Origin of the sequence: Brevibacterium sp. FME37 (assembly GCF_014897485.1) — a bacterium.
Taxonomy (GTDB): domain Bacteria; phylum Actinomycetota; class Actinomycetes; order Actinomycetales; family Brevibacteriaceae; genus Brevibacterium.
The window spans coordinates 152229-166532 of record NZ_JABUYE010000005.1; the positions used below are offsets into that span (position 1 = coordinate 152229).

A 14304-nucleotide genomic window follows, 5' to 3' on the forward strand; every position below is an offset into this window, starting at 1 on the left:
GGGGCCGACTAGAGTTGAACTATGAGCTCAGAGACCGACCTTCTGCCCAGTGCTGTCAACGATCTGCCATTGATCCGCATCGCCTCGGACCTCTCCGCGATGGCGTGGGAGCAGATGGTGGCCTGGCGCAGCTCCCTCGGTGCGCAGCTTGATGCTTCGGTGGTGGACACGAAGACTTCGCCCAACGACCTCGTGACTCTCGCAGATGCGCAGATCGAATCACTCGTCCGCGGGTACCTGGCGAAGGTCCGCCCTGCAGACACGATGGTCGGTGAGGAGGGTGCGCCGGCACTGGATCCCATCGACTTCTTCGATGCGCAGTTCGTGCGTGAGCTCAACTGCTTTGACGCCAGCCGCAATGATCTCCTCGACATGAGCGATGATGGTGCGCCGCTGGAGTGGCACGTCGACCCCATCGACGGCACCGTCAACTATGTGCGCAACATCGAGCACTATGCCTTCTCCGTCGGGGTCTGCGAGGCTGGCGAGTCGCACGGGCGCGGCCTGGGCGACGAGGGCTGGCTCATCGGTCTCGTTGCTTCGCCGGGCTTGAATGCCACTTGGGTGGGCGTGAAGGGCCGTGGTTCCTATCGCATTGAAGGTCGCCTGTCTGCGGTTGGGAGATCAATGTCGGGTAGCGATTCGACGGAGAGCGGTGATTCGACGAATGGTGGCGATTCGGCGTCTGGCATCCCTGCCCGGCGTCTGCGCGGGACGCCCGATGGACTCTCCGGCAGGCTGCTGGCCACGGGCTTTGCCTATACCTGCGACAACCGCGGCCCGCAGCTGGCCAAGCTGTTCACCCTGATGGAGGGTTACGACGATATCCGGCGCTGCGGATCGGCCGCCATCGATCTCTGCATGCTCGCCGAAGGCAAGGTCAACAGCTATGCGGAGCGCGGCCTCGGGATCTATGACTATGCCGGTGGCGGCGTCATTGCCGCGGAAGCCGGTGCTCATGTGTCGCGGGGTGGGTCCGGTGGCCCCACTGCGGCCGCGGCAACCGAGCAGGAAGCCAGGCGTCTTATCGACTCGATCTGATGCGGCCCATCTGTCGGTGACTCCACCCACCGGTGCTCCCTGTCTGACCAGGCCATAAACTACTTTTATTGTCAATGTGAGATGAATAACGATAGATTGCTGTCACGTATTGCGTGAAGCTTAGGCTAAGCTAATTCACAGTTCGTGTTCATCTGTCATCAATGACTTTTGCAGGAAGTAGATCACCATGGTTTCGTCTCGTCTCCGTTTCAGCGCCCTGGCCGGCGTGGTTGCACTCGCACTGGCCGGCTGCGGCCAAGCTGCCGCCGAAGACACCGGCGCCGACGCAGCTTCCGGCAGCACCATCGACATCGAGGACAACAACGGTGCGCAGACCGTGGCGAGCCCGCCTTCCTCTGTAGTTGCCACAGACAACCGCACCTTCGAAACTCTCGACACCTGACTTGCACAGGTGACCGGTGATTTCACGGTGTCGTGGAATGTTTGTGCTGGTAAGGGAGTTATCACTCGCGCTTTTGGGTAACTAAATTCGACACTAAAATGGGACCATGAGCCCATTCGTGCGTAAGGTCCCCACAGCGTCCGGGGCCACCGCAGTGCAGATCGCTGACAAAACAGGTGGACGCTACCGCATCGTCGAGCACCTCGGTTCTGCCCACACCCCCGAGGAACTCGCAGCACTCATGGCTCTTGGCCGCGACAAACTCTACCCCGGCCAAGGAATCCTCGACTTCGACCACACCGACAAACCAGCCACAGCACCCGCGGTCGTGAAGTCGAGTCGGTCGCAAGTCATCGTCGATACGATCCGCGCCGCCTACCAACGGTTAGGGTTCGACACTGTTGATGACGAAGCCTTCTTCCAACTCGTCCTCGCCCGCCTGATCGAACCCACCTCGAAATCCGATAGCGTGAGAGTCCTTTCCGAGCTCGGTGTTGATGTCGTTCACCGCAACACGTTCCTGACCTGCCTCAAACGCGCCCGCGACCACAACTATCGCGACCAGATCGCAGCGAAGTGTTTCGACTACTCAGTGGCTACGACCGGGATCAGTCTGTTGCTCTACGACGTCACCACCTTATATTTTGAGGCTGAAAAGGAAGACAGTCTGCGAAAGGTCGGATACTCCAAAGAACGCCGAGTCGATCCACAGATCGTTGTCGGACTCCTCGTTGATCGAACAGGGTTCCCGTTAGAGATCGGGTGCTTCGAAGGCAACAAAGCAGAGACCCACACGATCATTCCCGTGATCAAACGCTTCCAAGACCGCCACCAAGTATCGGACATGGTCGTGGCTGCCGATGCCGGAATGCTCTCGTCGAAGAATTTGACTGAACTCGATGACGCAGGCCTGCGGTTCATTGTTGGTTCCAGGCAGGTCAAGGCCCCGCACGACCTGGCAACGTTTTTCGCCTGGAACGGCGAGTGGGCCGATGACCAGACCGTCATCGATACGATCACTCCTCGTGGCCAGAAACGACTTGCCCCACACCGAACACAAACGAGGTCGGAACCCGTCTGGGACGCGGAGTCGTTTCCGGATGCGTGGCGGGCGGTGTGGCAGTACCGACGCAAGAGAGCGATGCGTGACGAACAGACTCTGAATCTGCAGCGCAACCGAGCTATCAGCATCATCGAGGGAGACTCGCAACCGAAATCAGCGAGGTTCGTCAAAACCAAGGGAGCGGAGAAGGTCTTCGACGAGAAGGCCTATGACCGGGCGATGAAGCTCTCCGGGTTCAAGGGATACGTCACCAATATTCCAAAGACCATCATGCCGGCAAGGGAGGTCATCGGCAGCTATCACGACCTCTGGCATGTCGAACAGTCGTTTCGGATGTCGAAAACAGATCTGAACGCACGGCCGATGTTTCACCGGACCCGGGACGCGATCGAGGCTCATCTGACGGTCGTGTTCACTGCTTTGGGTGTGGCGAGGTTTATGCAAGACGCGTCAGGGGTGTCGTTGAAGAAGATCATCACGACGTTGCGTCCGTTGCGGGAGTTCACTGGCGTCATTGGTGATCAGGAGATCACGTTCGCCCCGGATATCCCGCCGGCGGCGAGAGAACTCCTCGACGCGCTACCGACTGGCCAATCACCTTGACTCCGCCAGGGTAACTAAACCTGTGCAACTCAGGTTTCAGCGCCCTGGCCGGCGTGGTTGCACTCGCACTGGCCGGCTGCGGCCAAGCTGCCGCCGAAGACACCGGCGCCGACGCAGCTTCCGGCAGCACCATCGACATCGAGGACAACAACGGTGCGCAGACCGTGGCGAGCCCGCCTTCCTCTGTAGTTGCCACAGACAACCGCACCTTCGAAACTCTCGACACCTGGGGCATCGAACTCAGTGCCGGCGCTGTTTCCCTGATGTCCTCAGATCTCAGCTACACGAAAGACGACTCGGTCCTCGACCTCGGCTCGCACCGCGAGCCCGACCTCGAAAAGGTCGTCGAGGCCAAACCAGACCTCATCATCAACGGTCAGCGATTCTCGCAGTTCCACGACGACCTCGCGAAGCTGGCCCCCGAGGCCACCGTGCTCGAACTCGACCCTCGCGACGGTGAGGACTTCGGCTCCGAACTCAAACGCCAGACGACAACTCTGGGGGAGGTCTTCGGCAAACAGGATGAGGCGAAGAAGATCATCGAGGATTACGATGCCGCGGTCGAGCGAGCCAAAACCGCCTATGACAGCAACGACAAGGCCATGGGCCTAATCACCTCGGCGGGTGACATCGGCTACTCCGCACCTTCGGTCGGACGCACCGTCGGACCGGTCTTCGACATCCTCGACCTGACCCCGTCCCTCGAAGTCGATGCGAGCAGCGAAGATCACCAGGGAGATGACATCTCCGTCGAAGCCATCGCAGACTCCGACCCCGATCTCATGATCGTCATGGATCGTGATGCTTCATTCGCGCCCGAGAAACGCGATGAAGGCTCGGCACCGGCTGCCGAAGTCCTCGAGAAGTCTGAAGCGCTCAAAGACGTTCCCGCGATCAAGGACGACAAGATCGTCTACTTCCCAGAGGACACCTACCTCAATGAAGGCATCCAGACGTACACGGAGTTCTTCGACACCTTCGCGGATCAGCTCGAAGGGCAGAAGTAAGACCAGCACGACGAAAGCCTCCTGATCTGGGAGCGCCACTACGGCGGTGGATGAGCCCCGGCCCATCCACCGCCTTGTCACGAATGAGAACGACCGGATGACGAGCACAGACAACAGACCACCCGATGGGCGGGGTGGCGCAACCACGGACACGAGCACCGCCTCGGCGAAGTCGGGTGCCGCAGCGCACGGCAGGGCGGCGAAGGGCCCCGAGGCCAGTGCCCCCGAGGCAGTGAAGAGCCCGATCACCAGCCCTGCTGGCACGGCGAAGAACCCACTGCTGAGCTGGAAGCTGCTCGCGGGCTTCATCGGTGTCGCGTTGCTCCTCGTAGTCTCCCTCTTCACCGGTGTCTACGACGTCTTCGGCGGCGACGGCGGTGCAGAGATGTTCCAGATAACCCGTGTGCCGCGCACCATCGCACTCGTTCTCTCCGGTGCTGCGATGGCCATGTGCGGTCTGGTGATGCAGCTGCTGACTCAGAACCGCTTCGTCGAGCCGACGACGACCGGCACCACGGAATGGGCCGGCCTCGGACTCATGCTCACTGTCATCATCTACCCGGATGCCTCGATCCTGGCCCGGATGATCGGGGCCGTCTTCGCCGCCTTCATCGGCACGCTCGTCTTCTTCCTGTTCCTGCGCCGAGTCTCGCTGAAATCATCACTCATCGTGCCCATCGTCGGCATCATGCTCGGCGCGGTGGTCGGCGCGGTGGTCGGCGCGATCTCGACCTTCATCGCCGTCCAGACAGATATGCTCCAGAGCCTGGGCATCTGGTTCGCCGGCAGCTTCACGTCGATTCTGCGGGGGCAGTACGAAATCCTCTGGGTCGTCGTCATCGTCGTCATCGCCGTCTTCATCACCGCTGACCGCTTCACCGTCGCAGGTCTGGGCAAAGAGGTCGCGACGAACGTCGGAGTCAACTACAGCCAGATCATCCTCATCGGCACCATCCTCGTGGCCACCGCCACGGGCATCGTCACGGTCGTGGTCGGCAGCCTGCCGTTCCTCGGCCTCATCGTGCCCAACGTCGTTTCGATGATCCGCGGCGACGACCTGCGCAGCAACCTGCCCTGGGTGTGCCTGCTGGGCATCGCGATCGTCACGATCTGCGACCTCATCGGCCGAATCATCATCATGCCCTTCGAACTGCCGGTCTCCGTCATCCTCGGAGTCGTCGGCGCCGCCGTGTTCGTCGGACTTCTCCTGCGACAGCGGAAGCGAGGATGAGGCGCGCCATGACTGCAGAAACGACAGGAACGACCGAAACGACAGAATCCACGCTGCCGTCGGCCGCGAACCGGGTGAATTCCAGGAAGCAGGAGTCGAGGTCGGCCAAGCGCCGACCGACCCCGAAGAAGCGCCGACCGATCACGGTGAAGCGGGACGGAGGGCCGCCTCGGCGATCATCCGGGTCTTTGGCGACTCCCACGGTCAAACGGCGGTACTGGACGATCATGTTCGGGCTCGTCATCGCCTCGGCGGCCATCGCCCTGGGGCTCCTGGCCTGGGACAACCCCCTGCCGATCACCGACGAGGGGTTCTGGCTCATCGCCGAGCTGCGGATGAAGAACCTCGTCGTCATCGCGATCGTCGCACTATGTCAGGCGTTCGCGACCGTGGCATTCCAGACGGTGACGAACAACCGAATCATCACGCCTTCGATCATGGGCTTCGAATCACTGTACGTGGCCATCCAGACCGGGGCGATGTACTTCTTCGGCGTCACAGCGATCGTCGACCTCAAGGGGCTGGTCCCCTTCACCGTGCAGCTGCTGCTCATGGTGGGACTGTCGCTGGCACTCTACGGATGGCTGCTCTCGGGCAGATACGGCAACATCGCGATCATGCTCCTCATCGGCGTCGTCATCGGCGGTGGCCTCGGATCGATCGCGACATTCATGCAGCGGACCCTGACGCCGAGCGAATTCGACGTGCTCTCGGCCAGACTCTTCGGCTCGATCTCGAACTCGGACGCCAGCTATCTGCCTGTCTCGATCCCACTGTGCCTCCTCGCCTGCGCTGCGATCTACCTGAGCTCTTCCCGGCTGAACGTCCTCGCCCTGGGCAGGGATACGACCAGCAATCTGGGGCTGAACCACCGGTTCGAGATGATGAAGATCCTGTTCTTCGTCTCGATCCTCATGGCAGTGTCTGTATCGATGATCGGACCGATGATCTTCCTCGGCTTCCTCGTCGCGATGCTCGCCTATCAGTTCTCCGACACCTACGACCACAAATACGTGCTGCCGATGGCTGGCCTCCTCGGCTTCGTCGTCCTCGGCGGGGCTTACTTCATTATGAAGAACCTGTTCTATGCCGAGGGCGTCGTATCCATCATCATCGAGGTCGTCGGCGGCGGCGCATTCCTCTTTGTCATCATGAGAAAGGGTCGCCTGTGATCACGCTGCGCGATGTCCGCAAGTCCTACAGCAACGACGTCGAGATCGGACCGGTTGATCTGCAGATCCCCGCCGGGGGAGTCACCGCGCTGGTGGGGCCCAACGGTGCCGGGAAGTCGACGCTGCTGACGATGATCGGCCGTCTGCTGGGCATCGATGACGGGGCGATCGAGGTCGCCGGATACGACGTGTCGTCGACGAAGTCGAAGGACTTGGCGAAGATCGTCTCCATCCTGCGCCAGGAGAACCACTTCATCACACGGCTGACGATCCGCCAGCTCGTCGGCTTCGGCCGTTTCCCCTATTCCAAGGGACGTCTGACGGCCGCCGATGAGGAGATCATCTCTCAGGCCATCGACTTCCTTGAGCTCAACGACCTCGAGGACCGGTTCATCGACGAACTCTCCGGCGGCCAACGGCAGCGGGCCTACGTGGCGATGGTGTTGGCTCAGGACACCGACTATGTGCTGCTGGACGAACCGCTGAACAACCTCGACATGAAACATTCCGTGCAGATGATGCAGCACCTGCGCCGAGCCGCCGCTGAGATGGGGCGGACCATCGTCATCGTCCTCCACGACATCAACTTCGCCGGACACTACGCCGATCACATCTGTGCGGTGAAGACCGGCAGCGTCGTCGAGTTCGGAACGCCTGAGGAGATCATGACCCCCGAGGTGCTCTCACGCGTCTTCGATACCCCCGTGGAAGTCATCGACGGGCCGCGCGGTCGGTTGGCCGTGTACTACTGAGACGTGCGGCGCCGGGGTGCTGGCGCCGGGCGTGGGGCGGGATGCGGCGCCGGGGTGCTGCTCCTTGCGGGGTGATTCGCGGTGTCGATCACCTTTGGTGCAGGAGAGCAGTTTGCAGACTGGTCGCGTGCACTGAAAGTGATCGAAACGCGTACGAAAGGTGATCGGCAGAGTCGCGGCGATCGTCGGGCTCCGTAGGTCGTGGTGAGTTGAGCGAATCGTTCTGTCCTAGCTAAGCCGCGCGAATCAGGGCAGAACTCCTGTGGAGAGTCCGGCGACTCATGTGCGGATCGGTTGTGGATGGCTGGAGCTTGTCCACAGCCACATAATTGACTCTGGCATCCTCTGACCTCTGCGGCTCATGATCGGTGGATGTACAACATCGTCTACTGCAGGGACCTTGTATCGGCAGGAGTGTCGACTCGAACAATTCGTCAGGCTCAGGGATGCTGCATACGGAGACTGTGTCGCGGCGTGTACACCGTCCTGCTCGACTGTCCGAACATCGCTCACCGAAGGATCGCACGGTTCATCGACGATCCGAGTTGGATTGAATTGCACTCGCAGAAGACGACCGCCCAGCTTCAAGATGACTTCTCGTACCAGGAGCAGCTGCGTCGACTGCGCGTTCTCAGCTATTCGAGATATCGAAGCGGCGATACAGTCTGGGGAACCTCGGCGGCATTGATCCACGACATTCCGCTCTTCGGAGTGAGATCTGGCCCGATCTTCGTCGTCCATCCCACCAGCGCCTCGCGGTCGAGAGAGATCATTCGAACCGTGCGGACAGTCGACAAGGCAGACCAATGTGTCTTCTCCCACCTGGCCCTCACATCTCCGATCAGAACTTCTCTGGACCTCGTGCGCCAGGAAGGACAGCAGGCGGGGTTCGCGGCCATGGAGGCAGTGCTTCGTGCTTCCGTCTTAGGAGCCGAGGGGGAACGCGACCTTCGGTTCGGATATCCATCTGGGTTCGGGGGACTTGCGCGTGGAAGGGTTGTGGAGAACTGGTACCCTGCCATCGCGCGTCTCCCATCCGGCAGAGCGACAGCACAGCGGATGGTCGACGTACTCAACCCGATGTCCGAGAGCATCGCCGAGAGCTTCTGTTCGTTTGACCTGCATGCTCTTCAGATCAGCGGATTTGAACAGCAGGTGAGCATTCGCGATGCCAGGGGCTTCGTCGGCCGCGTCGACTTCTTACATGAGGAGACGAAGACGATCATCGAAGTCGATGGCCTAGGCAAGTATCTGGTCGAAGGCCGGGCGGCCATGAACAAAGAGAGCGACCGGCACAACCGACTGCTGTCCATGGGCTACACGATTATTCGCATGAGGTTCAAGGACTTACTTCACCTGAACAGTTTCGCAACGAAGCTGTACGCCCAAGCACCCGAGCTGAGGAAATTTACGGGTGCCGTTCGATGAGTTCATGCGACGACGGATGAGCCCATGCACCAGTGACGCTGAATCCACGTGTCCTGTGCGGCCGCGCAGTTGGCCTGCACGGGGGCTTCTTCCAGGTCTTCATCACCTTTGGTGCAGGAAACCAGTCTGCAAACTAGCTTCTTGCACCAAAGGTGATCGACGAGGGCGCAGAAGGTGATCATTCAGGTCGCGGAGGGGCGGACACCCGCCTGGACACGCGCCTGATCTCGCGTGTCTTCGACACCCTCGTCAGGCGCGTCGTTGCTGCCATCGTCGGGCGCAGCGACGACGCATCCACGGCACTGAAGGCGGCGAGGCATGTACCGCTGACACTGCGAATCCAGACGACCTTCGTCGTGGACTTGACTGCCCCAGGGTGATGGGTCAAGTTGCGTGCATGAGCGTATTCTCGCGGGTGAGACGCTGCTTCAGGGCGTCATTCGACGTGCCCTGCCCGGGTCTCGAGTGCCCGGTGTGACAGGCAGCTTTCACATCACCTTTGCGAATTGATACATACCTTTCGAACGCACCGGGGGAAAAGTGTTTCTCAGTTTGTATGAGCAAGAGCGTCTGATGATCTACACGGCTGGGAAATTGGCCCTGGAGCGCAAAGAACGCGGCCTCAAACTCAACCTGTCCGAAGCGACCGCCGTCATCACCTCCTACCTTCTCGAAGGTGCGAGGGACGGCAGCAGCGTCGCGGATCTCATGGAATCGGGCCGACATGTACTCAGCAGAGATGACGTCATGGAAGGGGTACCGGAAATGCTCACCCAAGTTCAGGTCGAGGCGACTTTCCCCGACGGAACCAAACTCGTGACCGTGACAGGGCCGCTCCAATGATGAGCAACGAGAACGCCCCCGGCGAGAACACGGACGAGGCCACAGTCAACGACAATCCCTTCGAAAACGAAGAGCTGCAGCCGAAGGACCGCGAGGTCGAGCCCGAGCACGCAACCGATGATCCCGGTCGTGAATACGACGAGCCGGAAACTATGGTCATCGTCGAGCCGGGCATCGACAACGACCGTGAGCGTCACCCGTCGTCGGGCCCCAGCAGTCCCAGCGAGCCCCGGCGCCCAGGCGGTGGTTCACGTCAGGCTCCCAGGCAGGAGCATGACGCACCGGTCACCTCGGCGGATCGGGTCATCCCGGGTGAGATCTTCCTCAAGGAAGAACCGATCGAAATCAATGCGGGACTCGCAGTCACGGCACTGCACGTGGCCAACGTCTCCGACCGGCCGATCCAGATCGGATCGCATTTCCACTTCGCCGAGGTCAACCCCGGCCTCGAATTCGACAGAGCTCGAGCGTGGGGAAAGAGGCTGAATGTGATGTCGGGAGGTGCGATGCGCTTCGAACCCGGCGCAGACGAGGAAGTCGAACTCGTCCCGATCCAGGGTGCACGCATCGCACTGGGATTCCGCGGAGAATGCAGAGGAGAGTTGGATGGTTGACATATCGAGGTCCGAATACGTTGCATCGTTCGGCCCCACCGTCGGTGATCGTGTCCGCCTGGCCGACACAGACATCGTCATCGAGATCGAGAAGGACTACTGCGTCGGAGGCGACGAAGTGGTCTTCGGCGGCGGCAAGTCCGCCCGCGAATCGATGGCTCAGTCCTCACGCACTCGCGCTGAGGGAACCCCAGACCTGATCATCACCGGTGCGATCATCCTCGACCACTGGGGAGTCGTCAAGGCCGACGTGGGCATCCGCGACGGCAAGTTCGTCGCGATCGGCAAGTCCGGCAACCCGGACACGATGAATGGCGTCCACCCGGACCTCGTTGTCGGCCCCAACACCGAGGTGGCCAGCGGCAATGGTCTGATCATGACACCGGGCACCATCGACACTCACGTTCATTTCGTGGGCCCCGACCAGTTCGAAGTCGGCCTCATGGCCGGCACGACGACCATGGTCGGCGGCGGCACTGGACCCACCGAGGGTTCGAAGGCAACGCTGGCGACCCCGGGCCCCTGGTGGCTGGCACGGATGTTCGAGTCGATGGACCCCTGGCCGGTCAACGTCCTCTTCCTCGGTCGTGGCAACACGATGAACGAAGAGGCCCTGTACGAACAGCTGCGCGGCGGTGCCGCCGGCTTCAAGATCCACGAGGACTGGGGCGCTACCCCGGCCGTCATCGACAAGGCCCTGTCCGTGGCCGATGACACCGGCGTCCAGGTCGCCATCCACTCGGACACTCTCAACGAGGCCGGCTTCGTTGAGGACATGCTCAAGGCCGTCGACGGCAGGACCTTCCACTCCTTCCACACAGAAGGTGCCGGAGGCGGGCACGCACCCGACATCATCAAGGTCGCTTCGGAGCTCAATGTGCTCCCAGCCTCGACGAACCCGACCCGCCCATTCACGGTCAACACCGTCGATGAGCACCTCGACATGGTCATGGTCGCCCACCATCTCAACCCGCAGGTGCCCAACGACCTCGCGTTCGCCGAATCGCGTGTCCGGGCCGGCACCATCGAGGCCGAAGACGTGCTCCAGGACCTCGGGGCCCTGTCGATCATGTCGTCCGACGCCCAGGCGATGGGTCGCATCGGTGAAGTCGCCATGCGCACCTGGCAGACGGCCCATCAGATGAAGAAGCTGCGCGGGCCCCTGGCCGGAGACGACCGGGCCGACAACAACCGAGCACGGCGCTACATCGCGAAGTACACGGCCAACCCGGCCATCGCCCACGGCATCGACTCCTATGTCGGATCGATCGAACCGGGCAAGCTTGCTGACTTCGTGCTCTGGCAGCCGTCGATGTTCGCCGTCCGGCCGCACACAGTGTTCAAGGGCGGGATGGCAGCGGTCGCCGCACTCGGTGATCCGAACGCTTCGATCCCGACCCCACAGCCGGTGTCCGAACGTCTCGGTTTCAACTTCCGGTCCGCCTCGGCGGCAGCCACGAGCCTTGCGTTCGTGTCCGAGCAGGCCATCGAGGACGACATCGCGGGCAAGCTCGATAAGGTCCAGCGCGACTTCGTGCCGATCACCTCGACGCGGAAGGTGACGAAGGACGACATGATCGAAAACTCGGCCCGCCCGCACATCGAGGTGAATACCGACACCTATGCGGTCAAGGTCGATGGAGAGCTCATCGAGCACCGGCCCGCCGAGTTCGTGCCCATGGCTCAGCGCTACTTCCTGTTCTGAGGAAGGGGCGGATGAGAACACGCGCTGCACTGCTCATCCTCGGTGATGGGCGCCTGCCCTCGGGCGGCTATGCTCATTCCGGCGGGCTCGAACAGGCGATCCGGCAGGGCTGGGTGAACGATGTGGACGGTCTGCGCGATTTCCTGCGCGGGCGACTGCACACCACCGGCCTGATGAACGCCGCCTTCGCCGCTGCCGCCTGGCACTCGGTGGGGGATCGGTCCGACGCCGAGGCGAGAGCTGGGTCCGGCGTCATCACGTCCGAGGTCGAAGCGGCCCTGGCCGAGCTTGATGCCGAGCTCCTCGCCCGCACCCCGTCTCCGGCCCTGCGCCGGATCGGCGCGTGGCTGGGGACCCTGCTCCTGCGGTCGATGCGCAGCATCCACCCGCATCCGCTGCTCGAAGAGTTCCCGAAGGGACTCCAACAGCCGCTCGTCTACGGCGTCATCGGTCGTGTGCTGGGACTGGACGCCGCGGACACGGCGGCAGTGGTGCTGCATGAGGCGGTGACCGGGCCGGCCACGGCCGCGGTGAAGCTCATGCACATCGACCCGTTCCAAGCCCACGGTGCCGTCATCGACCTTGCCGCCGATCTGGATGCCGCCGCCGACAAAGCGGCTGAACTGGGTCGAGGAAGTGCGGCCGAGATTCCGGCGCTGAGCGCACCGCTGTCCGATTTCGCCTCCGAACTGCACGAGGGGGACAATGTTCGACTCTTCGCCTCATAACGACGAGACGGCACCGCTGGCTCACCGGACGACGGGGTCCCAGACTGCCGGCTTCGCCAGCTCTGACGGCTCTGCCAGCGGCATGACCTGCCGAGCCTCCGTGGCCACGGAACTCGACGGCACCGGTCGTACGGGAGCACCTCGGTCCCGCGTCTCCGGCCTGCGCCGGCAGGCGCCGCTGGTGCCGCGTCCCACCGGTGCCAGCGGCTTCGAACCCTACGTCGACGGCGACCCGGACATTGCCCGAGTGGCTCTGACGACCGCGGCCGCGGGTCCGCTAGGCGGAGACCATTACGTCTTCGATGTCCATGTCGGTGCCGGTTCAACACTGCTCATCCGCGAGGTCTCGGCCACTCTCGTCCTGCCCGGCGCCCACGGCGCACCTTCGCTCATGCACTGCCGGGTCACGGTCGAAGCCGGGGGCACCCTCATCTGGGTACCCGAACCCGTCATCGCCGCCCAAGCCTGCGACCACACCCATCAGGTCGACATCGACCTGGCCGAGGATGCCCGCCTGTTCTACCGGGAGGAACTCGTCCTCGGACGTCACGGTGAGGACCCCGGCAACCTCAGCTCGCGCCTCAACGTTCGCCGAGGTGGTCGCCCGCTGAGCATCCAACGCTTCGACCTCGGTCCGGCCAGCATCGGATTCGACTCACCGGCCGTGGCCGGCGGTGCGCTGGGGGTCGGCTCGGTCGTCATCGTCGAACCCGAGGGTGGTCTGCCACAGGCGACCGCGATCTCCGATCCGCGTTCGGCGCTGCTGCCCATCGATGAGACCTGCGTGCAGATCAATGCACTCGGCGATGATGCGTTGGCGCTGCGCAAACGCCTCGACGCGTCACTGGCCGAACTCGGCGAACCTTGGGGGAGGCAGACCGGATGGTCGGCCGTACCCCGGTGACTGCCGTACCCCACCCGCACCATCACGAACCACATCTGTCACACACGCATTAGGAGGAAGATCATGAGTACAGGAAAACGCGCATTGCGCCTGGGAATCGCCGGCCCCGTCGGGACCGGCAAGAGTTCGTCGATCGCGAACATCTGCACGGCCCTGGCCGAGGAGTTCCGCATCGGCGTCATCACCAACGACATCTACACCGATGAGGACGCACGCTTCCTCAAGGCGGCCGGAGTGCTGCCCGAGGAGCGCATCCGCGCCGTCGAGACCGGTGCCTGCCCGCACACCGCGATCCGCGATGATGTGAGCATGAACCTGCTCGCCGTAGAAGCACTCGAAGAGGACTTCGATCCCCTCGACATCGTGCTCATCGAATCCGGCGGAGACAACCTCACCGCCACCTTCTCCCCGGCTCTCGTCGACGCCCAGCTCTTCGTCCTCGACGTTGCCGGCGGCGGCGACGTGGCTCGCAAGGGCGGGCCGGGAATCGGCCGTGCCGACCTGCTCGTGATCAACAAGATCGACCTCGGCCCCCATGTTGACGTCGACGTCGAGCAGATGCTCGCCGATGCCAGGGATGCACGTGAGGGCGGACCCGTGCTCGGCGTCTCTCGCAAGCAGGAGGACACCGTCCACGCCCTGGCCGATTGGGTGCGCGAGGTCCATGCTCGCTTCGTCAAGGGTGACCACACCCCTGTCGATCCGGGCCCGATGGCACCGCACTTCCACGCCGATGAGGATGCCGAAGGCGGCGGCTTCATGCACACGCATGAAGAGGGCGAAGCCGCCCACGCGCACTGATAATTTCAG

At 62.5% G+C, this 14304-nt stretch carries 16 protein-coding genes; 15 read left to right on the forward strand and 1 reads right to left on the reverse strand.

Going from position 1 to position 14304, the window contains the following annotated elements; all coding sequences use genetic code 11:
- Positions 1 to 21: 21 nt before the first annotated feature.
- From INT29_RS08325 to INT29_RS08355, 7 genes are all read left to right on the forward strand, one after another.
- A complete protein-coding gene (locus tag INT29_RS08325; protein WP_193071353.1) occupies positions 22 to 1041 on the forward strand; it encodes an inositol monophosphatase family protein in 1020 nt (339 codons plus the stop codon).
- 187 nt (positions 1042 to 1228) lie between these two features.
- Positions 1229 to 1444, forward strand: coding sequence for a hypothetical protein (locus tag INT29_RS08330; RefSeq protein WP_193071354.1), 216 nt, complete (start codon positions 1229 to 1231; stop codon positions 1442 to 1444).
- A 106-nt stretch (positions 1445 to 1550) separates the two neighbouring features.
- Positions 1551 to 3110 (forward strand): IS1634 family transposase, encoded by a 1560-nt coding sequence (locus INT29_RS08335; protein WP_029417779.1) that lies wholly within the window; start codon positions 1551 to 1553, stop codon positions 3108 to 3110.
- Positions 3111 to 3163: 53 nt separating this feature from the next.
- Positions 3164 to 4117 carry a siderophore ABC transporter substrate-binding protein gene (locus INT29_RS08340; RefSeq protein WP_193071355.1) on the forward strand — a complete coding sequence of 318 codons (954 nt, stop codon included), beginning with the start codon at positions 3164 to 3166 and terminating at the stop codon, positions 4115 to 4117.
- Between the two features lie 97 nt (positions 4118 to 4214).
- The gene (locus INT29_RS08345) at positions 4215 to 5348 is read left to right on the forward strand and encodes an ABC transporter permease (RefSeq protein ID WP_226841742.1); all 1134 of its coding nucleotides are present in this window, start codon (positions 4215 to 4217) and stop codon (positions 5346 to 5348) included.
- An 8-nt stretch (positions 5349 to 5356) separates the two neighbouring features.
- Complete coding sequence (locus INT29_RS08350; protein WP_226841743.1) at positions 5357 to 6520, forward strand: iron chelate uptake ABC transporter family permease subunit; 1164 nt, start codon at positions 5357 to 5359, stop codon at positions 6518 to 6520.
- Positions 6517 to 7272: an ABC transporter ATP-binding protein gene (locus INT29_RS08355; protein ID WP_193071356.1), complete on the forward strand. Its 756-nt coding sequence runs from the start codon at positions 6517 to 6519 to the stop codon at positions 7270 to 7272. Before INT29_RS08350 ends, INT29_RS08355 begins: the two co-directional genes overlap by 4 nt.
- Positions 7273 to 7907: 635 nt before the next feature.
- On the opposite strand, the gene INT29_RS08360 is transcribed toward INT29_RS08355, so the two are convergent.
- Complete coding sequence (locus INT29_RS08360; protein WP_180958999.1) at positions 7908 to 8045, reverse strand: hypothetical protein; 138 nt, start codon at positions 8043 to 8045, stop codon at positions 7908 to 7910.
- 307 nt (positions 8046 to 8352) lie between these two features.
- Here INT29_RS08360 and INT29_RS08365 point away from each other — a divergent pair, with 307 nt between their 5' ends.
- The 8 genes from INT29_RS08365 (at position 8353) to ureG (ending at position 14295) form a co-directional block, all read left to right on the forward strand.
- The gene (locus INT29_RS08365) at positions 8353 to 8700 is read left to right on the forward strand and encodes a DUF559 domain-containing protein (RefSeq protein WP_180959000.1); all 348 of its coding nucleotides are present in this window, start codon (positions 8353 to 8355) and stop codon (positions 8698 to 8700) included.
- A gap of 152 nt (positions 8701 to 8852) precedes the next feature.
- Positions 8853 to 9080 (forward strand): hypothetical protein, encoded by a 228-nt coding sequence (locus INT29_RS08370; RefSeq protein ID WP_193071357.1) that lies wholly within the window; start codon positions 8853 to 8855, stop codon positions 9078 to 9080.
- Positions 9081 to 9240: 160 nt separating this feature from the next.
- Positions 9241 to 9543 carry an urease subunit gamma gene (ureA, locus tag INT29_RS08375; protein WP_101573187.1) on the forward strand — a complete coding sequence of 101 codons (303 nt, stop codon included), beginning with the start codon at positions 9241 to 9243 and terminating at the stop codon, positions 9541 to 9543.
- Positions 9544 to 9848: 305 nt separating this feature from the next.
- Positions 9849 to 10157 carry an urease subunit beta gene (locus INT29_RS20750; protein ID WP_374701031.1) on the forward strand — a complete coding sequence of 103 codons (309 nt, stop codon included), beginning with the start codon at positions 9849 to 9851 and terminating at the stop codon, positions 10155 to 10157.
- The gene (locus INT29_RS08385; protein ID WP_193071358.1) at positions 10150 to 11862 is read left to right on the forward strand and encodes an urease subunit alpha; all 1713 of its coding nucleotides are present in this window, start codon (positions 10150 to 10152) and stop codon (positions 11860 to 11862) included. The genes INT29_RS20750 and INT29_RS08385 overlap by 8 nt, the downstream gene beginning before the upstream one ends.
- Before the next feature lie 11 nt (positions 11863 to 11873).
- Entirely contained in the window at positions 11874 to 12590 is a 717-nt protein-coding gene (locus tag INT29_RS08390; protein WP_101573189.1) for an urease accessory protein UreF, read from the forward strand.
- Positions 12568 to 13494 (forward strand): urease accessory protein UreD, encoded by a 927-nt coding sequence (locus INT29_RS08395; RefSeq protein ID WP_101573191.1) that lies wholly within the window; start codon positions 12568 to 12570, stop codon positions 13492 to 13494. Before INT29_RS08390 ends, INT29_RS08395 begins: the two co-directional genes overlap by 23 nt.
- Positions 13495 to 13557: 63 nt before the next feature.
- Complete coding sequence (gene ureG, locus INT29_RS08400) at positions 13558 to 14295, forward strand: urease accessory protein UreG (protein WP_101573193.1); 738 nt, start codon at positions 13558 to 13560, stop codon at positions 14293 to 14295.
- Positions 14296 to 14304 lie beyond the last annotated feature (9 nt).